This window comes from Streptomyces sp. SAS_281 (genome assembly GCF_052542855.1).
Genome location: NZ_JBMNDO010000055.1, coordinates 30,004 through 49,929, shown reverse-complemented (window position 1 = coordinate 49,929; position 19,926 = coordinate 30,004). Strand labels below are relative to the sequence as shown.

At 72.0% G+C, this 19,926-nt stretch carries 19 protein-coding genes and 1 riboswitch; of the genes, 13 read left to right on the top strand and 6 right to left on the bottom strand.

All coding sequences use genetic code 11. From position 1 onward, the window contains the following. The first annotated feature begins 98 nt into the window (after positions 1-98). The 8 genes from ACN6LM_RS21470 to ACN6LM_RS21435 all read left to right on the top strand — a co-directional run bounded on the left by ACN6LM_RS21470 (position 99) and on the right by ACN6LM_RS21435 (position 6,719). Positions 99-1,001, top strand: a complete 903-nt coding sequence (locus ACN6LM_RS21470; protein WP_445066989.1) for a DUF881 domain-containing protein — start codon at positions 99-101, stop codon at positions 999-1,001. Continuing rightward, complete coding sequence (locus ACN6LM_RS21465) at positions 998-1,330, top strand: small basic family protein (RefSeq protein ID WP_003970459.1); 333 nt, start codon at positions 998-1,000, stop codon at positions 1,328-1,330. Before ACN6LM_RS21470 ends, ACN6LM_RS21465 begins: the two co-directional genes overlap by 4 nt. 5 nt (positions 1,331-1,335) lie before the next feature. After that, the gene (locus tag ACN6LM_RS21460) at positions 1,336-2,112 is read left to right on the top strand and encodes a DUF881 domain-containing protein (RefSeq protein ID WP_445066988.1); all 777 of its coding nucleotides are present in this window, start codon (positions 1,336-1,338) and stop codon (positions 2,110-2,112) included. An 82-nt stretch (positions 2,113-2,194) separates the two neighbouring features. After that, positions 2,195-3,058: an FHA domain-containing protein gene (locus ACN6LM_RS21455; protein WP_445066990.1), complete on the top strand. Its 864-nt coding sequence runs from the start codon at positions 2,195-2,197 to the stop codon at positions 3,056-3,058. Positions 3,059-3,100: 42 nt separating this feature from the next. Then, positions 3,101-3,841: a transcriptional regulator FtsR gene (ftsR, locus tag ACN6LM_RS21450; protein WP_445066987.1), complete on the top strand. Its 741-nt coding sequence runs from the start codon at positions 3,101-3,103 to the stop codon at positions 3,839-3,841. Between the two features lie 53 nt (positions 3,842-3,894). After that, positions 3,895-4,371, top strand: coding sequence for a bifunctional nuclease domain-containing protein (locus tag ACN6LM_RS21445; RefSeq protein WP_164403789.1), 477 nt, complete (start codon positions 3,895-3,897; stop codon positions 4,369-4,371). Between the two features lie 167 nt (positions 4,372-4,538). Continuing rightward, entirely contained in the window at positions 4,539-5,156 is a 618-nt protein-coding gene (locus tag ACN6LM_RS21440) for a MerR family transcriptional regulator (RefSeq protein WP_445066986.1), read from the top strand. Positions 5,157-5,249: 93 nt separating this feature from the next. Continuing rightward, a complete protein-coding gene (locus ACN6LM_RS21435; protein WP_445066985.1) occupies positions 5,250-6,719 on the top strand; it encodes a DNA polymerase IV in 1,470 nt (489 codons plus the stop codon). Here the strand turns inward: ACN6LM_RS21435 and ACN6LM_RS21430 are convergent. Then, positions 6,644-7,012: a PRC-barrel domain-containing protein gene (locus ACN6LM_RS21430; RefSeq protein ID WP_445066984.1), complete on the bottom strand. Its 369-nt coding sequence runs from the start codon at positions 7,010-7,012 to the stop codon at positions 6,644-6,646. The two genes, ACN6LM_RS21435 and ACN6LM_RS21430, sit on opposite strands and share 76 nt — an antisense overlap. Positions 7,013-7,128: 116 nt before the next feature. Continuing rightward, positions 7,129-7,226, top strand: a riboswitch (glycine riboswitch). Between the two features lie 193 nt (positions 7,227-7,419). Here ACN6LM_RS21430 and gcvP point away from each other — a divergent pair. Beyond that, complete coding sequence (gene gcvP / locus ACN6LM_RS21425) at positions 7,420-10,305, top strand: aminomethyl-transferring glycine dehydrogenase (protein WP_445066983.1); 2,886 nt, start codon at positions 7,420-7,422, stop codon at positions 10,303-10,305. Between the two features lie 87 nt (positions 10,306-10,392). Here the strand turns inward: gcvP and ACN6LM_RS21420 are convergent, their stop codons facing one another. Both ACN6LM_RS21420 and ACN6LM_RS21415 read right to left on the bottom strand, forming a co-directional pair. Further along, complete coding sequence (locus ACN6LM_RS21420) at positions 10,393-10,599, bottom strand: DUF5999 family protein (protein ID WP_073969024.1); 207 nt, start codon at positions 10,597-10,599, stop codon at positions 10,393-10,395. Between the two features lie 321 nt (positions 10,600-10,920). Beyond that, complete coding sequence (locus tag ACN6LM_RS21415) at positions 10,921-11,517, bottom strand: hypothetical protein (RefSeq protein WP_445066982.1); 597 nt, start codon at positions 11,515-11,517, stop codon at positions 10,921-10,923. A 480-nt stretch (positions 11,518-11,997) separates the two neighbouring features. Between ACN6LM_RS21415 and ACN6LM_RS21410 the strand changes: the two genes are divergently transcribed. Continuing rightward, the gene (locus ACN6LM_RS21410; RefSeq protein WP_445066981.1) at positions 11,998-13,503 is read left to right on the top strand and encodes a glutamate-cysteine ligase family protein; all 1,506 of its coding nucleotides are present in this window, start codon (positions 11,998-12,000) and stop codon (positions 13,501-13,503) included. A gap of 41 nt (positions 13,504-13,544) precedes the next feature. On the opposite strand, the gene ACN6LM_RS21405 is transcribed toward ACN6LM_RS21410, so the two are convergent. After that, a complete protein-coding gene (locus tag ACN6LM_RS21405; protein ID WP_445066980.1) occupies positions 13,545-15,329 on the bottom strand; it encodes a VWA domain-containing protein in 1,785 nt (594 codons plus the stop codon). Positions 15,330-15,513: 184 nt separating this feature from the next. On the opposite strand from ACN6LM_RS21405, the gene ACN6LM_RS21400 reads away from it, so the two are divergent. After that, positions 15,514-16,293 carry a CPBP family intramembrane glutamic endopeptidase gene (locus ACN6LM_RS21400; protein ID WP_445066979.1) on the top strand — a complete coding sequence of 260 codons (780 nt, stop codon included), beginning with the start codon at positions 15,514-15,516 and terminating at the stop codon, positions 16,291-16,293. 9 nt (positions 16,294-16,302) lie between these two features. On the opposite strand, the gene ACN6LM_RS21395 is transcribed toward ACN6LM_RS21400, so the two are convergent. Next, positions 16,303-17,121 carry a PhzF family phenazine biosynthesis protein gene (locus tag ACN6LM_RS21395; protein WP_445066978.1) on the bottom strand — a complete coding sequence of 273 codons (819 nt, stop codon included), beginning with the start codon at positions 17,119-17,121 and terminating at the stop codon, positions 16,303-16,305. Positions 17,122-17,249: 128 nt separating this feature from the next. On the opposite strand from ACN6LM_RS21395, the gene ACN6LM_RS21390 reads away from it, so the two are divergent. Together ACN6LM_RS21390 and ACN6LM_RS21385 are read left to right on the top strand one after the other, a co-directional pair. Next, positions 17,250-17,918 carry a HEAT repeat domain-containing protein gene (locus tag ACN6LM_RS21390; protein ID WP_445066977.1) on the top strand — a complete coding sequence of 223 codons (669 nt, stop codon included), beginning with the start codon at positions 17,250-17,252 and terminating at the stop codon, positions 17,916-17,918. 6 nt (positions 17,919-17,924) lie between these two features. Continuing rightward, positions 17,925-18,923, top strand: coding sequence for a MerR family transcriptional regulator (locus ACN6LM_RS21385; RefSeq protein ID WP_445066976.1), 999 nt, complete (start codon positions 17,925-17,927; stop codon positions 18,921-18,923). A 581-nt stretch (positions 18,924-19,504) separates the two neighbouring features. On the opposite strand, the gene ACN6LM_RS21380 is transcribed toward ACN6LM_RS21385, so the two are convergent. Then, positions 19,505-19,873 carry a VOC family protein gene (locus ACN6LM_RS21380; RefSeq protein ID WP_445066975.1) on the bottom strand — a complete coding sequence of 123 codons (369 nt, stop codon included), beginning with the start codon at positions 19,871-19,873 and terminating at the stop codon, positions 19,505-19,507. Positions 19,874-19,926 lie beyond the last annotated feature (53 nt).

Here is a 19,926-nt window from a genome sequence, read left to right as displayed (position 1 = left end):
CCGCGGGGACGGGTGGACGCACCGCCTGTCCCCGCGGCCGAGCGGTCATCGGTGGGGCCATTCGGCGTAAGCCGCCGCGACATGCGACGATGTGCGGCATGTCGCAGCAGCCCCCCGGTCGGAGCACGGCCCCGCCGTCCAAGCGCCCCGACGCGTCCATGTTGCTGCTGACGAACGTGATGGAGCACAGCCTGGACGACGGCTACGCCGAAGCGGCGGCACGGCGAGCGGCGGAGGGGCGTGCGGGCATGCCCCGCACGCTCAAGGCGAAACTCGGCCTCGCCGCCTGCCTGGTCCTCGCCGCGCTGGTCGTCACGCTCGGAGCCGCCCAGGCGCGGGTGACCGCGCCGGTCCTGGCCAAGGAGAAGCAGGAGCTGATCGACCGTATCGACGCCGAGACGGCGGCGGCCGACACCCTGGAATCCCAGGTGGAGCAGGTCCGCGACGACGTGAGCAGCCGGCAGCGCAAGGCTCTCCAGGAGCACGGGGGAGACCAGGGCGAGCTGGTGGCGCTGCTCTCCGGTGCCACACCCGTGCACGGGCCGGGGGTCAAGGTCGTCGTGGACGACGCCGAGGACACCGACCAGGGCGGTGGCGGGCCCCGTGAGACGAGTGGCTTCTCCGACACCGGACGGGTCCGGGACCGGGACATGCAGCGCGTCGTGAACGGGCTGTGGGAGTCCGGCGCGGAAGCCATCGCCATCAACGGGCAGCGGCTGACGGACCTGTCGGCGATCCGGGCCGCGGGCGACGCCATACTGGTCGACAACAAACCGCTCGTGCCCCCGTACTCGGTGCTCGCGGTGGGGGACGGCAAGAAGCTGGGCGCGGCCTTCCGGGAGAGTGCCGACGGCCAGTACCTGCAAGCGCTGAAGGACACCTTCGACATCCGGACCAGCATCTCCGTCCAGGAGAAGCTGAGCCTGCCGGCCGCCCCGAGCCTGATCGTACGGACAGCACAGCCATACAAGGCCGCAGACACAGGGAAGGGCACATCGTGATCGCCGTACTGGGCCTCGTCGTGGGAGTCGTGGTCGGACTGTTGGTCCGGCCCGAAGTTCCGGCGGTGGTCGAGCCCTATCTCCCCATCGCCGTCGTCGCCGCGCTCGACGCGGTGTTCGGCGGACTGAGGGCCATGCTCGACGGCATCTTCGTCGACAAGGTCTTCGTGGTCTCGTTCCTCTCGAACGTGGTCGTGGCGGCCCTCATCGTCTTCCTGGGTGACAAGCTGGGCGTCGGCGCCCAGCTCTCCACGGGCGTGGTGGTCGTCCTGGGCATCCGCATCTTCTCCAATGCCGCGGCGATCCGCCGGCACGTCTTCCGGGCCTGATGCCGATGAGCAACGACGCATTCAACGACGGCGGGGAGCACCCGACGGACGCCCCTCACGAGGTCACCGGGCGTCAGCGGCTGATCGCCGGTCTCTGGCCGCCCCGGGTGACCCGCGCCCAACTCATCGTCGCCCTCCTGCTGTTCGGCCTCGGGCTCGGGCTCGCCATCCAGGTGCGGTCCAACAGCGACAGCAACGCCCTGCGCGGCGCGCGCCAGGAGGACCTGGTGCGCATCCTGGACGAGGTGGACGACCGCACTCAGCGGCTGGAGGACGAGAAGCAGCGCCTCGACGCCCAGCGCACGGAGCTGGAGAACAGCTCCGACCAGGCCGAGGAGGCCCGGAAGCAGACGGTCGAGAAGGAGCGGCAACTCGGCGTGCTCGCCGGGACCGTGGCGGCCCACGGTCCAGGGATCACCATGACGGTCAACGACGTCGGGGGCGCCGTGCGGCCCGACATGCTGCTCGACGCCCTGCAGGAGCTCAGGGCGGCCGGCGCCGAGGCCGTCGAGGTCAACGGGGTCCGTGTGGTGGCCAATACGTACTTCTCCGGTGACGCGGGCTCCGTCAAGGTGGACGGGCGCAAGATCACCTCCCCGTACGTCTTCAAGGTCATCGGCAAGCCGCAGGATCTGGAACCGGCGCTGAACATCCCCGGGGGTGTCGTGCAGACGCTGGAGAAGGAGCAGGCCACGGTGCATGTGGCCCGCGCCGACGACATTGTCGTGGACGCCTTGCGACCGGCGGAGCGGCCTGACTACGCTCGGTCGTCGGGCCAGTGATTCCCGGGCGCCCGGGCGTCGGGGAACACGAGCGGACGGTTGCGGGGGGTCGCCGCATCGTAATCGTGGCGCGTGGTGGAAACTGTCGAGTGGATACGGACGTTGTGAAGATGTCCGGGTCGGCAGGTGTGTTCATTCAGGGTTCGTCCTGCCCCACGGGCGGGTCTGTTTCGGTCAAGGGGAATCGCCCGTGAAGTTGTTTGGGAAGTTGTTCGGCAAGAGCGCCCGCGATGAGGCCGCACGTCACCGCGCGCCGCGCCATGGTCAGCCCGACGAGCAGGGCGCGGAGCGCCCGCTCTTCCGCGACCAGGTGGCGGGCCAGGGGGGTGACTACCCGGGCGGTCCCGGCGCGTCGTCCGTTGACCCTGCCGGTCCCGGCCGCATAGGTTTCGGAGCCCCGAGCCAGGAGGCTTCGTCCATGCCGGTGTGTACGAGGTGCGGCCACCGCAACGCCGAGGCCAGTCGTTTCTGCTCCAACTGCGGTGCGCCGCTGCGGGGCGGGATCCCGGAGCGCGCCTCGGAGACGACGTCGACCATCTCGATCTCGGGCCTCGAGGCGTACGAGGCGGAGGCCACCGGCCAGACCGCCGTGCCGTCGCTGTCGCCCGAGGCGCAGGCCGCCGTCGACGCCCTGCCGCTCGGCTCGGCGCTCCTGGTGGTGCGGCGCGGTCCGAACAGCGGCAGCCGGTTCCTGCTGGACGGCGAGCTGACCACGGCCGGCCGCCACCCGCAGAGCGACATCTTCCTGGACGACGTGACGGTCTCCCGCCGGCATGTGGAGTTCCGGCGGAATGCCGACGGCAGCTTCACGGTCGGGGACGTCGGCAGCCTCAACGGCACCTATGTCAACCGTGAGCGGATCGACTCCGTCGCCCTGTCCAACGGCGACGAAGTGCAGATCGGCAAGTACCGGCTGGTCTTCTACGCGAACCAGCGGGGCATCTGACCCGCCCCCGGACGCCGTCCGGGGGGAACCCCAGGAAGGTCCATGCTGAGAACACCGAGCGGCGGTGCCCGACACGGCACCCCCGCCGACGGCCGGCCGATGAGCATCGGCACGGTGCTCCTGCAACTGCAGGAGGAGTTCCCCGAGGTCACCATCTCCAAGATCCGCTTTCTGGAGGCCGAAGGGCTTGTCGAACCGCAGCGGACCCCTTCCGGCTACCGGAAGTTCGTCGCGGCGGACGTCGAGCGGCTCGCCCAGGTGCTCCGCATGCAGCGGGACCACTACCTGCCGCTGAAGGTCATCCGCGAACATCTGGACGCCCTCGCCCGCGGCGAGCAGGTGGCCCTGCCGTCGCCCGACGGGGAGCCGCGGCAGGCGGACGGCGAGCCCGCCGGGCTGCCGGGCCGGGCCACGGCCGCCCGTATCGGCCGCGCCGAGCTCCTGGTCGCCGCCGAGGTCACCGAGAGCGACCTGGACGACTGGGAGTCGTACGGCCTGGTCGTGCCCTCGGCGGACGGCGGGTACGACGCCGAGATGGTCACCGTCGCCAGGCTTGTGGCGGAACTGGGCCGATTCGGTCTGGAACCTCGTCACCTGAGGGCCGTACGGGCCGCCGCCGACCGGGAGGCCGGGCTCATCGAGCAGATGGTCGCGCCGCTGCGCCGGCACCGGAATCCGCAGACCAGGGCGCATGCGGAGGCGACCGCGAAGGAGCTGGCGGAGCTGTCCGTACGGCTGCACTCCGCGCTCGTGCAGACCGCTCTGCAGGTACGGCTGCACTGAAGGCGGACCAGCCCGACTACCCAAACCTGCCGGGCACGTCCTAGGGTTGCTGTGTGAACGAGCTCGACGTTGTGGGTGTCCGGGTGGAAATGCCCTCCAACCAACCGATCGTGCTCCTGCGTGAAGTGGGAGGCGACCGGTATCTCCCTATTTGGATCGGTCCTGGCGAGGCGACCGCGATCGCCTTCGCCCAGCAGGGCATGGCTCCGGCCAGGCCGCTGACCCATGATCTCTTCAAGGATGTGCTCGAGGCCGTCGGCCAGGAGCTCACCGAGGTCCGGATCACGGACCTGCGCGAAGGGGTTTTCTACGCGGAGCTGGTCTTCGCCGGCGGTGCCGAGGTGAGCGCGCGGCCTTCCGACGCCATAGCCCTGGCGCTGCGTACCGGCACGCCGATCTACGGCAGTGACGGGGTGCTGGACGACGCGGGGATCGCGATCCCCGACGAGCAGGAGGACGAGGTGGAGAAGTTCCGCGAGTTCCTCGACCAGATCTCTCCGGAGGACTTCGGGACGAACAACAGCCAGTGACGTCTACGGGGGCGGCCACCGGCACATCCGGTGAGCCTTTCCCCGTCAACGGTCACGCGAAACCACCCTCAGGGTGATTATCACTCGGCGTGCCGAGTGTGGCGATCGTTGACGCACCCCGGGTGACTGCCTACCTTCGAGTGGGCAGGTCAAGGACGGAGGTCGGCGTGAGAAGCAGCGGCGACGGTACGGCAGCGGGTGCGCCGTATCCGCAGCAAGGGAGTACGGCCGACCGGACCATCAGGCAGTCGGCCGCGCCGGCTGCGGTGGCGGGGGGCGGCGTGGCATCGGTCGACGACATCGGCTATCGCGGGCCCACGGCGTGCGCGGCGGCGGGGATCACGTACCGGCAGCTGGACTACTGGGCGCGCACCGGTCTCGTGGAGCCGAGCGTCCGTCCGGCGTACGGGTCGGGCACCCAGCGGCTCTACAGCTTCCGGGACGTCGTCCTGCTGAAGATCGTGAAGCGCTTCCTCGACACCGGAGTGGCGCTCCAGAACATCCGGACCACGGTCCAGCACCTGCGGGCCCGCGGTTTCCAGGATCTGGAGCGGATGACGCTGATGAGCGACGGGGCCACGGTCTACGAGTGCTCCTCGCCCGCCGAGGTGGTCGACCTGCTCCAGGGCGGCCAGGGCGTCTTCGGGATCGCCGTCGGAGTGGTCTGGCGGGATGTGGACGCGGCCCTGTCGCAGCTGCACGGGGAGCGCGTGGACACCGGTGAGACGCTGATCGGGCACAACCCGGCCGACGAGCTCGCCCGCCGCCGCAACCGGGCTGTCTGAGCCCCTGACAAGCCCGCCCCGGGGCGGGAACCGCGGGCGCCCGGGCCGGGCCGACACGGCGATTGTCAGTGCCGTAGGGCAGCATCGGCTGGTGTGAGAGCCTCGCCGACCATCCTGCACCTGGACATGGATGCCTTCTACGCCTCCGCGGAGCAGGCGGCGAAGCCCAGCCTGCGCGGCAAACCGGTCGTGGTGGGCGGGCTGGGGCCGCGCGGGGTCGTCGCGACCGCCTCGTACGAGGCGCGGCGCTTCGGGGTGCACTCGGCGATGCCGACGGCGCAGGCCAGACGGCTCGCTCCGAACGCCGCCTATCTGGTCCCGCGCTTCACGCTGTACCGGACCGTGAGCGACCAGGTCATGGAGCTGCTCGGCCGGCTCTCACCGCTGGTGGAACCGCTCAGCCTGGACGAGGCGTTCGTGGACCTCGAAGCGGGCGGCACGGCCGACGACACGGCCTCCGCCCTGGAGATCGGCAGGGAACTGCGCGAGGCCATCCGGGCGGTCACCGGACTGACCGGTTCCGTCGGGCTCGCGGGCTCCAAGATGCTCGCCAAGATCGCTTCCGAGGAGGCCAAGCCCGACGGGATACGCCTGATCGAGCCCGGCACCGAACGCGCGCACCTCGCGCCCATGACGGTGCGCACCCTGCCCGGCGTCGGCCCCGCCACGGCGGACCATCTTCGCCGGGCCGGCATGACGACGGTCGACGACCTCGCCGAGGCGGGCGAGGCGGAGCTGGTCCGGCTGCTCGGCAAGGCGCACGGCGCCGCGCTGCACCGGATGGCCTCCGGCTTCGACGACCGGCCCGTGGTCGCGGAGCGCGACGCGAAATCCGTATCCGTCGAGGACACCTTCGACATGGACCTGCACGACCGCGTCCGGGTGCGCACCGAGGTGGAACGGCTGGCCGACCGGTGCGTCCAGCGCCTGCGGGGCGCAGGGCGCTCGGGGCGCACGGTGGTCCTCAAGGTGCGCCGGTACGACTTCTCCACGCTGACCCGCTCCGAGACGCTGCGCGGGCCCACGGACGACCCCGCGGTCGTCCGCGAGGCCGCCGCCCGGCTCCTGGAGGCCGTGGACACCACCGGCGGGGTGCGGCTGCTCGGCGTCGGCGTCACGGGGCTCGCCGACTACACCCAGGAGGACCTGTTCGCCCAGGCCGCCGGTGCGCGGGAGGCTGCCCTCCCGGAGGACGACGCCTCCGGGCCGCGGGAGGACGCCGAGGCCCGCGCGGGCACGGCGGACGACGCGCCGGGGGCGGAGGAGGGGACCGCCGAGCAGCGGGCCGCGCGCCGCTGGCCGGCCGGGCACGACGTGCTCCACGAGGTCCACGGCCACGGCTGGGTGCAGGGGAGCGGGGTCGGCCGGGTGACCGTGCGGTTCGAGGAACCGGGCGCCACGGCACCCGGCCGGGTGCGTACGTTCCGCGTGGACGATCCCGCGCTGCGGGCCGCCGACCCCCTGCCGCTCGTCCCGGACCCGCCGGACTACTCCTCCTGGCCCGCCAGCCGGCCGAAGTCGCGGTCCGGGGCCGGTGCGCCGGGGGCCGCGTCCAGTCCGTAGTGACGGTAGAGCTGGAGCTCCTGCTCGGGGGAGAGGTGGCGGCCCACGCCGAAGTCGGGGGCGTCCTTGATGAGCGCCCGCTCGAAGGGGACGTGCAGGGCGTCGTCCACGAATTCACTGGGCTCCAGGGGGACGAAGGCGTCCCGGCTGAAGAGCCCGGTGCGCACGGCCGCCCATTCGGGGACGCCGGTCGCGTCGTCGAGGTACACCTCGTCCACGGTCCCGATCTTGGTGCCCCTGCGGTCGAAAGCCTTGCGGCCGATCAGGCTGCGCGGGTCGATATCGGTCTGCACGGTCCCTCCCACACGGGTCGCGGCTGGTCCACAGGGACTACAGAAATGCAGTTCCGTGGTCTTGGCCACTCGAGAATTCTCGTCGTGTACCCCGCTGGTAGGCTGGCCATGGCTGCTGACCCCGTGCGGGAGAGTCGTCCGGAGCCGATCCGGAGGACGCCGAAGGAGCAAATCCTCCCCGGAATCTCTCAGGCCCCCGTACCGCACGGACGAGGTCACTCTGGAAAGCAGGGCGGGTTGCGCGCGGCCGATGGGCCGTACGGAGCTTCTCCCTCACCGACGGTGAAAGCCGGCGCCCGCGTGGTGCCGGTGAAGCTCTCAGGTTGAGATGACAGAGGGGGAGGCCGTCAGGGCACCCGGCGCCGCGGTGCCCCTCGCAGGTCGTGACAGACCAGGAGGCCTCCACCATGACCCCCCGTCGCACCCCGCTCACGCAGCTGGAACAGGGCATCCCCTTCGAGCAGCGCCACATCGGCCCCGACGCCGAGGCGCAGGCGAAGATGCTCGCCCAGGTCGGCTACGGCTCGCTGGACGAGCTGACCGCGGCCGCCGTGCCCGACGTGATCAAGAGCACCGAGGCGCTGGCCCTCCCGGAGGCCCGGACCGAGGCCGAGGTGCTGGCCGAACTCCGCCGGCTCGCCGACCGCAACCAGGTCCTCGCCCCGATGATCGGGCTCGGCTACTACGGCACGTTCACCCCGCCGGTGATCCTGCGCAACGTCATGGAGAACCCCGCCTGGTACACGGCCTACACGCCGTACCAGCCCGAGATCTCCCAGGGCCGCCTCGAAGCCCTCCTGAACTTCCAGACGATGGTCGCCGAGCTGACCGGCCTGCCCACCTCCGGCGCCTCGCTGCTCGACGAGGGCACCGCCGCCGCGGAGGCCATGGCGCTCGCCCGGCGCGTCGGCAAGGTGAAGAACGGTGTCTTCCTGGTCGACGCCGACACCCTGCCGCAGTCCGTCGCGGTCATCGAGACCCGCGCCGAGCCGACCGGCGTCGAGGTCGTCGTCGCCGACCTCAGCGACGGCATCCCGGCCGAGGTCGCCGAGCGCGGCGTCTTCGGTGTGCTCCTCCAGTACCCGGGAGCCTCCGGGGCCGTCCGGGACCTCAAGCCCGTGATCGACCAGGCGCACGAGCTGGGCGCCGTCGTCACCGTCGCCGCCGACCTGCTGGCCCTCACGCTGCTCACCTCGCCCGGCGAGCTGGGCGCCGACATCGCCGTCGGCACCACGCAGCGCTTCGGCGTCCCGATGGGCTTCGGCGGCCCGCACGCCGGCTACATGGCGGTCCGCGACAAGTTCGCCCGCAGCCTGCCCGGCCGCCTGGTCGGCGTTTCCGTGGACGCCGACGGCAACAAGGCGTACCGCCTGGCCCTCCAGACCCGCGAGCAGCACATCCGCCGCGAGAAGGCCACCAGCAACATCTGCACCGCCCAGGTGCTGCTCGCCGTCATGGCCGGCATGTACGCCGTCTACCACGGCCCCGAGGGGCTGCGCACGATCGCCCGGCGCACCCACCGCTACGCCGCGATCCTCGCCGAGGGCCTGCGCGCCGCCGGGATCGACGTGCTGACCGGCTCCCACTTCGACACGCTCACCGTCCGCGTCCCCGGCAGGGCGGGCGAGGTCGTCGCGGATGCCCGGGAGCGCGGGGTCAACCTGCGCCTGGTCGACGCCGACACCGTCTCGGTGGCCTGCGACGAGACCACGACCCGCACCCAGGTCGCCGCCGTCTGGGCCGCCTTCGGTGCCGACGGGGACGTCGAGGCGCTGGACGCCACGACCGAGGACGCGCTGCCCGAGGCGCTGCTGCGCACCGACACGATCCTCACCCACCCGGTCTTCCATCAGCACCGGTCCGAGACCGCGATGCTGCGCTACCTGCGCAAGCTCGCCGACCGCGACTACGCGCTGGACCGAGGCATGATCCCGCTCGGCTCCTGCACCATGAAGCTGAACGCGACCGCCGAGATGGAGTCGATCACCTGGCCCGAGTTCGGCGCGCTGCACCCGTTCGCGCCCGCCGAGCAGGCGCAGGGCTTCCTGACGCTCATCCGCGAGCTGGAGGAGCGGCTGGCCGAGGTCACCGGTTACGACGCGGTGTCCATCCAGCCGAACGCCGGCTCGCAGGGCGAGTTCGCGGGGCTGCTGGCCGTCCGCGCGTACCACCGCGCCAACGGCGACGAGAACCGGACCGTCTGCCTGATCCCGTCCTCCGCGCACGGCACCAACGCCGCGAGCGCCGTGATGGCCGGCATGAAGGTGGTCGTCGTCAAGACCGCCGACGACGGCGAGGTCGACATCGAGGACCTGCGCGCCAAGATCGCGCAGTACCGCGACGAGCTGGCCGTGCTCATGATCACCTACCCGTCGACGCACGGTGTCTTCGAGGAGCACGTCGCCGACATCTGCGCCGAGGTGCACGACGCCGGCGGCCAGGTCTACGTCGACGGCGCCAACCTCAACGCCCTGGTCGGCCTGGCCAAGCCCGGCCGGTTCGGCGGCGACGTCTCGCACCTCAACCTGCACAAGACCTTCTGCATCCCGCACGGCGGTGGCGGCCCGGGCGTCGGTCCGGTCGGTGTGCGCGCGCACCTGGCGCCGTACCTGCCCAACCACCCGCTCCAGCCCGCGGCGGGCCCTGAGACCGGCGTGGGACCGATCTCGGCGGCCCCCTGGGGCTCCGCCGGCATCCTCCCCATCTCGTGGGCGTACGTACGCCTGATGGGTGGCGAGGGGCTGAAGCGCGCGACGCAGGTCGCCGTACTCGCGGCCAACTACATCGCCAAGCGTCTCGAACCGCACTACCCGATCCTGTACAACGGCCCGGCCGGTCTGGTGGCGCACGAGTGCATCGTGGATCTCCGGCCGATCTCCAAGGCGACCGGCGTCAGCATCGACGACGTCGCCAAGCGGCTCATCGACTACGGCTTCCACTCGCCGACCATGTCGTTCCCGGTCGCCGGCACGCTGATGATCGAGCCGACCGAGAGCGAGGACCTCGCTGAGCTGGACCGCTTCTGCGACACGATGATCGCGATCCGTGCCGAGATCGAGAAGGTGGCGTCGGGGGAGTGGAGCGCGGACGACAACCCGCTCGCCAACGCCCCGCACACCGCCGCCGCGCTCGGCGGGGAGTGGGAGCACGCGTACAGCCGCGAGGAGGCGGTGTTCCCGGCCGGTGTCTCGGCCGCCGACAAGTACTGGCCGCCGGTGCGCCGCATCGACGGGGCGTTCGGTGACCGCAACCTCGTCTGCTCGTGCCCGCCCCTGGACGAGTACGACAACTGATCAGGTGATCGGAGCGGTGTGACGCGGACACGCGTCGGGGCCGGTGCGGAGACACTCCGGGCCGGCCCCTTTTCCGTACCCGGCCGGTCAGGCGGCCTTGACCACCCGGCTCGCCGCCAGGGGCCTGTGCGGGGCGATGATCTGCCCGTCCGGAAGCAGCTCACCGGTGTCCTCGAAGAGCAGGACGCCGTTGCACAGCAGGCTCCAGCCCTGCTCCGGGTGGTGTGCCACCTGGCGGGCGGCCTCCCGGTCGGCTGAGTCGGCTGTCGGGCAGGGTGGCTGGTGCTGGCACATGGAGGGGTTCTTTCGCTGCGTCGAGTTGAGTGGCCTGCGGTGTGAAGAGGTGTTCATGACCGCCCCCGTATCGATCGGTCGCATCCCAGTGTTGCCCTACCGGCGACAATCCGCAGGGATTTCGCCGCAGCGCTTCCACTCCGCCCATGACGCGTCACCCGCCCGGACGGTGCAGCTCAACTGCACTGTCACTTCGGGTGGTTCGGGGTGGCCGGATGGGACTAGTCCGGATGGGCGGGGGTCGTACACGCGTCCGCGTGCTGTGCCCCGCCGCCGGAAGGGGCGACGGGGCACAGCACGCGGAGGGGGCGGCCGCCGGTCTCAGGCCGGGGCCGGCGAGCCCAGCAGCGGTCCCGGGCCGGGCGTGATGCGGGTGGTGATCACCGGCAGCAGGTCGGCGGCCCGGTGCGGCCGGTGGGCGGCGAAGCCGGGAGGCGCCGGGGACAGCGGCACGAGCACGTCGTCCGGCGCGGGCGCCCCGCAGGAGGCGTCCGCCGTGGGGTCGCCGTGCAGCCACAGGGCCAGCATGTACAGGTCGGGGATGGACAGCAGCCTCGGCTGGTAGGGACCGCTCATGCCCTCCGCCTGGCGCAGCGCCAGCTCCGTCGATGCGATGTACGGGCCCTCGAAGAAGTGCGAGAAGGTCCAGCCGTCCGCGGTGAGCATGGTGTCCGCCGCCGCCACCGCCCGGTCCGTGCTGCGGATCTGGAAGCGCCAGGCGGCGAGCCGGGTGGCGGGTGCGAGGTCGCCCGGGGCGACGCCCAGCACATGGACGGGCAGCGGGTGTTCGGGGCTCAGAGGTCCCTGTGCGGACCGCAGGGCGGGCGTGCGGGCCTCGCGGACGGCGGTCGGTGAACCGAGCGCCGCGAGGACGCTGCGCAGCGCGGGCGCGGGGGCCGGGGGAACATGCAGCGGCATATTGGGTCGCCTCTCACTTCGGAGACACGGTGGTGCGCGGGCGGGTGCGGACGGCGTTGTCGGCGTGCGGGGCCAGAGGAGGCCGGTGACTGAGCCGGTGCGTCAACTCTCTGCCTCGTCCGCGGAGTTTATACGACACGTGTTCACGCGGTGTTTCCACTAGCCGCCACGGCTATTGCCGACAAGGCGGTATCCGGACTTTATTATGCGGAGATCATGCTGATTCGGCGCGAGCGGCGCAGCCGCCGCCTCGGGTTTTTCCCGCGCTGCGGTCGGCCGAAACCCGTCGGGGCTTTACGGACCCGCCGTACGGGGAAACCGCCCGCTGCGTCATGCCGAGTGAATGTGCCCGGGGCCCCCGCGCACAGATTAGCGTGTGTGCGCCGTCCGCGGGGCGTTACGGATCACGTCCTGCGGGCATTATCGATCGTGATGCGGGCGGCCCGGGCCGCGTGCCGGCCACATGAGGAGGACACTTCGATGGGGGAGAAGGTCGTCGCGGGCGCCTTTGACCTGTCCGACCGGCAGAGGTACCGGAAGAAACTGCAACAGTGCCTGGAGGCGCTGTCCGGACTCCTCGCCGAGCGGCGGTTCGAGCGGCCGCGCAACCTCATGGGCATGGAGATCGAACTCAATCTCACGGGCGCCGACGCCATGCCGAAGATGTTGAATGGGCAGGTGCTGGAGCGCATCGCGAGTCACGATTTCCAGACGGAACTGGGGATGTTCAATCTTGAGGTGAACATAGTCCCCCATCATCTGTCGGGGCGTGTTCTGGATCAGTTGGCCGAAGAGCTGAGGACCGGGCTCGGATATGCCGACCGCAAGGCCGGTGAAGTCGATGCCGGGATCATGATGATCGGAATCCTGCCGACGCTCGGCCGCGACGACATGGTCCGGTCCAATCTCTCCGACGTCGACCGCTACGCCCTCCTGAACGATCAAATGCTGGCGGCGCGCGGGGAGAGTTTCTCGCTCGATATCGAAGGCGTCGAGCGGCTGGTCGCCACCGCCGGATCGATCACCCCGGAGGCGGCCTGCACCTCGCTGCAACTGCATCTCCAGGTCACTCCGGAACGCTTCGCCGACGTGTGGAACGCGGCGCAGACCGTCGCCGCCGTACAGGTCGCCCTGGGCGCCAACTCGCCGTTCCTCTTCGGCCGCGAGGTGTGGCGGGAGTCGCGGCCGCCGCTGTTCGAGCAGGCGACGGACACCCGGCCGCCCGAACTGCGCAACCAGGGCGTGCGGCCCAGGACCTGGTTCGGGGAGAAGTGGATCGGCTCGGTGGAGGAGCTCTTCGAGGAGAACCTGCGGTACTTCCCGCCGCTCCTGCCCATCTGCGACGAGGAGGAGCCCCTGCGCGTCCTCGCCGACGGCGGGGTGCCCCAGCTGAAGGAGCTGGTCCTCCACAACGGCACGGTCTACCGGTGGAACCGCCCGGTGTACGGGATCGCCGACGGCGTTCCGCACCTGCGTGTGGAGAACCGGGTGCTGCCCGCGGGCCCGACGGTCGCCGACGTCATCGCCAACACCGCGCTCTACTACGGCCTGGTGCGGGCGCTGGCGGGGGAGTCGCGTCCGGTGTGGACCCGGATGCCGTTCTCCGCCGCCGCCGAGAACTTCGAGACCGCGTGCCGCCACGGCATCGAGGCCGAGCTGCTGTGGCCCCGGCCCGGCCGCTCCGGTGGGCTGACGCGGGTGCCCGTGACGAAGCTGGTGCGCGACGAGCTGCTGCCGCTCGCCGCCGCCGGGCTCGACGGCTGGAACATCGAGCCGGCGGACCGGGACCACTACCTCGGCATCATCGAGGAGCGGTGCAAGCGGCGGACGAACGGCGCGTCCTGGCAGGCGGACACCTACCACCGGGGACGCGAGGCGGGCCTGGACCGGGGCGCCGCCCTCGCCGCGATGACCCGGCGCTACGGCGAGCTGATGCAGGGCGGTGACCCGGTGCACACCTGGCCGGTGGGCGTCCCGGGGCCGTGACGGGGGGCCGGTCCGCCGCCGGGCCGGCCGGCCGTCTGCCCCTACTCCGCGGCCGCACGGGCGCCCTGGGCCGCCGTCATCACCGCCTGGAGGATCACCGCCTGGATCTCGGCCGGGTCGTTCACCTGGTAGCCCCCGCCCCCGGTGACCTCGGCGATCTCCTCCAGCTCCGCGCGGTCCGCCTCGGGCCCGACGGCGATGGCCAGCAGCGGGACCGGGCGCGTCGGGTCGGCGATGGACTTCAGCTCCTCCACGAGGGCGGAGCGCGAGATGGACCGCTCGTCCTGGTTGGACCCGTCCGTGAGGATCACCACCGCGTTGAACTTGCCCTTCACATACGTGCGCTGCGCCTCCTTGTACGCGGCCAGCGCGGTGTCGTACAGACCGGTGGCGCCGTCCGGCACCGGTTGCAGCGCGGCGAACGCGGCGGCGAGCTTCTCCCGGTGGGTACCGCCCCCCTTCACGGGGTCGCCGAGCCTGGCGGTCGTCACCAGCTGCCGGTAGTCCTTGGCCCCGTCGAGCGTGGTCGCGAACTCCCAGAGCCCGATCTCGTCGTTCGGGGTGAACTGGTCGAGCGCCTGGACCAGCGATGCCTTGGTGACGTCCATCCGGGACTGGTCGCGGCCCGGCACCGTCGCGGCCATGGAGCCGGAGGCGTCGACCACGGTGGTGAGCCGCGCACTCTGTACGGTGATCGTCCACATGCCGAGCGTCTCCTGGAGCGCCTCGTCCGTCGGGGCGGGCGGCTGCGTGGCGTCGTAGGTCTGCGGCGACCGGCCGCCCGCCGCCGCGACCAGCTTCTCGTCCGCCGTTCCGTACGTGGTCCGGAAGCCGTGCTCGCGAAAGGTGCGCACGGAGCTCTCCTCGGACAGCAGGATCATGAACCGCAGCGCCGCCCGGCTCTCGTCCGTGGACTGGTGGCGCTCGTCCACCATCGTGAGCGGGTAGTTGAGCAGGGGGGTGCCGTCCTCGGGGTAGAACAGGTCCAGCTTGCCGTCGGCCGCCGACTCGGCGTTGTGGGCGAAGGCGGCCTGTTCGGAGAGGAGCACCGCCTGGTTGCGCGCCGGATTGCCCGCCTCGGCGCCCGAGCCGTCCTGCGGCAGGGTCGCCACCACCTGGGTGTCCCCGTCGGACATCCGCTGGGCGAGCAGCTTCGCGGTGGCCGCGACCCGGGTGTCGCTGTCGCCGCCCTGCTTCCCGGCGGAGACGCCGATGCTGTTGAGGGCCAGCAGTCCGGTCGCCGAGCGCGCGGGGTCGGCGGAGCCGAGACGTACCCGGTCGGACTCCATGGCCGCGCCCGTCAACTCGGCCCAGGTGTAGGTCTTCTTCGGCCAGCCGAGGCTCTTGGCGGCCCGGGGGACGGCGGCGAGCGCGACCGGTGAGGTGGCGACGGAGCCGCCGGGGGTGATGGGGGTGCCGTCCCCGGCGCCCTTGGCCCTGGTCAGCCACAGGTCCGAGTCGGGGAGCCATATCTGGTAGTCGGGGCGGCCTCCGCTCGCGAGCGCGTCCGCGACCTTGTACGAGTCACGGGCCACCACGTCCACGTCGACGCAGCGCCCGTCCGAGCGCACCTCGTCCGTACGCGCCCGGTCGGCGATGGCACGTACGGCGGGAGCGATGTCCGGGGAGGCCGCCATCGACAGATGGACGGCGCTCTCCTCGCACGACGTGGAGAACGGGAGCAGACCGCCCTGCACGGCGACCGCCGCTCCCCCCGCCACGGCGAGGACGAGCACGGTGGCGATGGCCACGTTCCGGCGGCGGCGCGGTGGACGGTCCCCGCCTCCGGCCGCCGGCCGGTCATCGGGCAAGCTGTGACGTCCCATGTCGGTGGTGCCCCTCCTTGAGGATGTACAAGGAAAAGGGGGACCACGCCATCGGCAATGGCGCTCGTCCCCCGGCCAGTCGCGCATGATCTTCGTACCTGCATTCGAGACCCTAGCGGGGCGGCGAAGGGCGTGGGACGCGAATGCACAACTGAGGGCAGGTGTACAGGTGGAGGCGGGGCGCGTGGCTGATTCTTTTCCCCAGGAGGCCGTGTCACAACGGATTCTCCGGTCCGAGACGGTGCTGGTGCTGGCGCTCTCGCTGGGGGCGAGCGGCGTGTCCGCCCTTATCAGCTTTGTCGGATCGCTGACGAAACCAGGGGGTTTGAAGGACCAGGCGGCAACCCTCAACAGCTCGGCCGCCCCGGGCCGCCCTTGGCTGGATCTCGCCTGGCAGCTCTTCGGCGTCGCGACCGCGCTGGTGCCCGTCGCGCTGGTGGCGCATCTGCTCATCCGGGAAGGGACCGGACTGCGGGTCCTCGGCTTCGACCGCACCCGGCCCGGACAGGACGTGGCACGGGGCGCGGCCGTCGCGGCGGGCATCGGCAGCGCCGGGCTGGCCTTCTACCTGGTGGCCAGGGCGGCCGGCTTCAACCTCACCGTCGTGCCCGAGTCACTGCCCGACGTGTGGTGGAAGTTCCCCGTGCTCATCCTGTCGGCCCTCCAGAACGCCGTACTGGAGGAAGTGATCGTCGTCGGATACCTGCTGCGCCGGCTGGGGCAGCTGGGCTGGACGCCGATGGCCGCACTGCTGGCGAGCTCGGTGCTGCGCGGCTCGTACCACCTCTACCAGGGCATCGGCGGGTTCATCGGCAACATGGTGATGGGCGTCGTCTTCGTGCTGCTCTACCGGCGCTGGCAGCGGGTGGGCCCTCTCGTCGCGGCCCACGCGCTGCTGGACATCGGCGCGTTCGTCGGTTACGCGCTGCTCGCCGGGAAGGTGGGGTGGCTGCCCACGCCGTGAGCCCCGGTGTCACGGGCCGACGAGGAGTTCGCCGTCCAGCACCGTGACCGCGCGGCCCGTCAGCAGGGTGCGCGCACCGCGCAGCGAGGTGTGTACGAGACCGGAGCGGGCGGAGACCTGAAGCCCGGTCAGCCGGTCGCGGCCGAGCCGGGCCGACCAGAACGGGGCCAGGGCGGTGTGCGCGCTGCCGGTCACCGGGTCCTCGTCGATGCCCACGGCCGGGAAGAATCCGCGGGAGACGTAGTCGTACGCCCGCACCGGCGCCGCGGCGGCCGTGGCGATGACGCCGCGCCGCGAGAGGGCGGCCAGCGCCGCGAAGTCCGGGGCCAGTGCCCGTACCGCCGCCTCGTCCCTCAGCTCCACCAGAAGGTCCCCGACCTGCGCACCGGTGTCGTGCACCGACAGCGGCTCCGCGCCGAGAGCCTCCGCCAGCCCGTCCGGGGCCGGCTCGGGGGTCAGCGGGGCGGTCGGGAAGTCGAGCGTGAGCGAGCCGTCCGGGTGGGCGGTCGACGTCAGCGTGCCGCACCGGGCGGCGAAGCGGACCGTGCCCGTGGCGGCGCCCGTGGTGTGCAGGACATGGGCCGTGGCGAGGGTGGCGTGGCCGCACATGTCCACCTCGGTGACCGGCGTGAACCACCGCAGCGCCCAGTCCGCCTCGCCGCCCGGCGGCAGTGGATGGGCGAACGCGGTCTCGGAGAGGTTCAGCTCGGCGGCGACCTGCTGGAGGAACGCGTCCCCGGGGAAGCCCTCGGGGCCGAACAGCAGGACGCCGGCGGGGTTGCCGGTGAAGGGGCGGGCGGTGAACGCGTCTACGGTGCGAATCCTCATGGGCCGACCGTAGAGCTCCGCCCCGGCCGGGAACCAAGGCCAATCGCGGAACAGTGGCCCCGAAACCGCGCCGGGCTTGACCTTGTCACGGTGACAAGGGGTTCACTCGGCCGCGAGGAGGTGGTCCGATGACCACGGCGAACGAGGATACGGCCGTCACACGCGCGCTGCGCGGGCTGGAGCACGGTGACGCGTCGGTGCGGTTGCGGACCGCGCTGGCGGTCGGATCGGCGCCGGACGCGCGGCTGGTGGACCGGCTCGTGGAGCGGTGCGCGACCGAACCGGAGTTCTCCGTACGGGAGATGCTGACCTGGGCGCTCACCCGGCACCCGCGGGACCTGACGGTCCCCCGGCTCGTCGGCGAGCTCCGGTCGGAGCGCCCGCAGGCCCGCGGCCAGGCCCTGCACACGCTGTCCAAGACCGGGGACCGGCGGGCCTGGCCGGCGATCACCCGGGCGCTGCTCACCGACACCGACGAGGAGGTGGCGCGCGCCGCCTGGCGCACCGCGGTCCTCCTCGTGCCCGAGGACGAGGCGCCCGCGCTCGCCGTCGTGCTGGCCGGGCAGCTCGGGCGCGGCGGACGCGAGACGCGGCTGAGCCTCAGCCGGGCGCTGATCGCCCTCGGCGCGGCGGCCGCACCGGCGCTGGACGCCGCCGCCGCGCACCCCGAGCCCCGGGTCCGCGAGCACGCGCTCGCCACCGAGGAGCTGCGGCGTGACCCGGACGCCGGGTTCGACCCCGCGATCGAGGAGGCGAAGCGGAGGGTGGCCCTCGGGGCGTACGGTCAGGAGGGGTGATGGACGGTGCTGATCGGTGAGGTGGCGCGGCGGTCCGGGGTCAGCGCGCGCATGCTCCGGCACTACGAGTCGCTGGGTCTGGTGCGGCCCACGGGGCGCAACGACGTCGGATACCGGGAGTACTCCGGCGAGGACGTCCGGCGCATCTTCCACATCGAGAGCCTGCGGTCCCTCGGCCTCTCGTTGCGCGAGGTGGGGCGCGCTCTGGACGACCCCGGGTTCAGCCCGGCCGGGTTGGTGGACGACCTTGCTCGGCGGACCCGGGAACGGATCGCGAGCGAGACGGAGCTGCTGACCCGGCTCAGCCGGATCGGCGCCGCCGAGCCGGGGGACTGGGAGGGTGTCCTGCGTACCGTCGCCCTTCTCCAGGCGCTGGGCTCCGCCAGTCCGGGGGCCCGGCAGCGGGCGGCGCTGTCCTCGGCGGGCGACGCGCCCGTGCCGGCGGAGGCCCTGGTCGAGGCGGTGCTGAGCGAGCGGGATCCGAGCGTGGCCGGCGCGCTGCGGTGGGCGCTGGCGCGGACGGGCGACAGGCTCGACCTGCTGGCGGAGGGCCTGGACTCGCCCGTCGCGGCGGTGCGCGCCCGCGCTGTGCGGGCGGTCGCCGGGATTCCGGGCGAGGCGGCGAACGCCCTGCTGCGCGACGCCCTCGCCCATCCCGACGTCGCGGTACGCCAGTACGCGGCGCCGGCGCTCGGTGCGCGCGGGGTGGCCGAGGCGGTCCCGACGCTCATCGACATGGTCGCGTACGCGGTGCGGGACGTGGACGCGGCCGACGCGCTGGGTGTGCTGGCCGCCGGTCCGGAGACGGCCGAGCGGATCGCCTCCGCGCTCGTCGGCCGCCTCGCCGACACAGCCCTCGACGCGTCCGCCCGCCGCCGCCTCACCCAGGCGCTGGCGGACATCCCGGGCCCGACGGCGACCCGGGCGCTCGGGGAACTGGCGGAGGACGGGGACCGGGGCGTGGCGGTGACGGCGGTGTACCTGCTGGGGCTGCGGGGGCGGTAGGGCGGGGTCGCGTCGCGCGGAGGGCCGCCGCCGGCTCCAGCAGGGGCCGGCCGTCCACCTCTGTCCGACGCCGGTCGTCCGGCTGCCATCCGCGGGCGGTGGCCACGTCGAGCAGGGCGCGGACGGCGCCGGGTTCGTGCAGGTTGAGGGAGGCGCCCCGGACGTACCCCACGTCCCCGGAGCCCAGGGAGCCCCGCCCGGAACGTACCGGTCCGGGCCTTCGGGGAAGACGACCCGCCGGAGCGGCCGGCTGCCGGTGCGGCGTGAGGACCTGGCGGCAGGTCCACACCCCGACCCGGACAGCCCCTGCCTGATCCGGAGGACGAAGGAGATCCTCGAACAGGCCGAGGAGGAGGACGAAGCCGAGGACGGACGGGCGGTGGCTTCGTGGCCGTCCAGGGCCACGCTCTACCGGTTGGCGGAGAAGCGGCGACGTGGGCGGCGGGAGATGTCTGGCACCGCTTCACGAGCCGCCTACGGCCCTCGGTGCTCAGGGGCGCCTCGCGTGGCACTCGTCGTCCTCTCGAACTCGGACGACGGCAGGCGCGATATCTGTCGCGCGCCTGCCGCATTGCGGTCTTTCAGCCCCGCGGTGCCACGCGGATACGGTTCCCGTCAGGATCAGCTGCGAGGAAGGTCAGCCCGAACCCCAGATCGTGAGGCTCGCGCAGGATCGTGACGCCCTTGGACTGCCACTGCTTGAAGATCGCGTCGATCTCGCCGGGCCCACCCCCGTGGATGCCCAGGCACACCTCACTGGTGCGCGGGATGTCCGGTGACAGATCCTCGGACTGGCCGGACCACAGAGCGAGGTCAGCGCCGGGCCCGAGGTCGAAGGTGATGTAGCCCGGAGTTTCGAACGAGGGGCTCAAATCGAGGAGGTCGCCGTAGAAACGAGCTGCGGCGGCAGCGTCGTTCACGTAGACGATGGACAGGACGGATGTGGTCATGGTTCCTTCTCGCAGGTCGTTGGTACGCACCCATCAGCTTGAGCGGGATATGC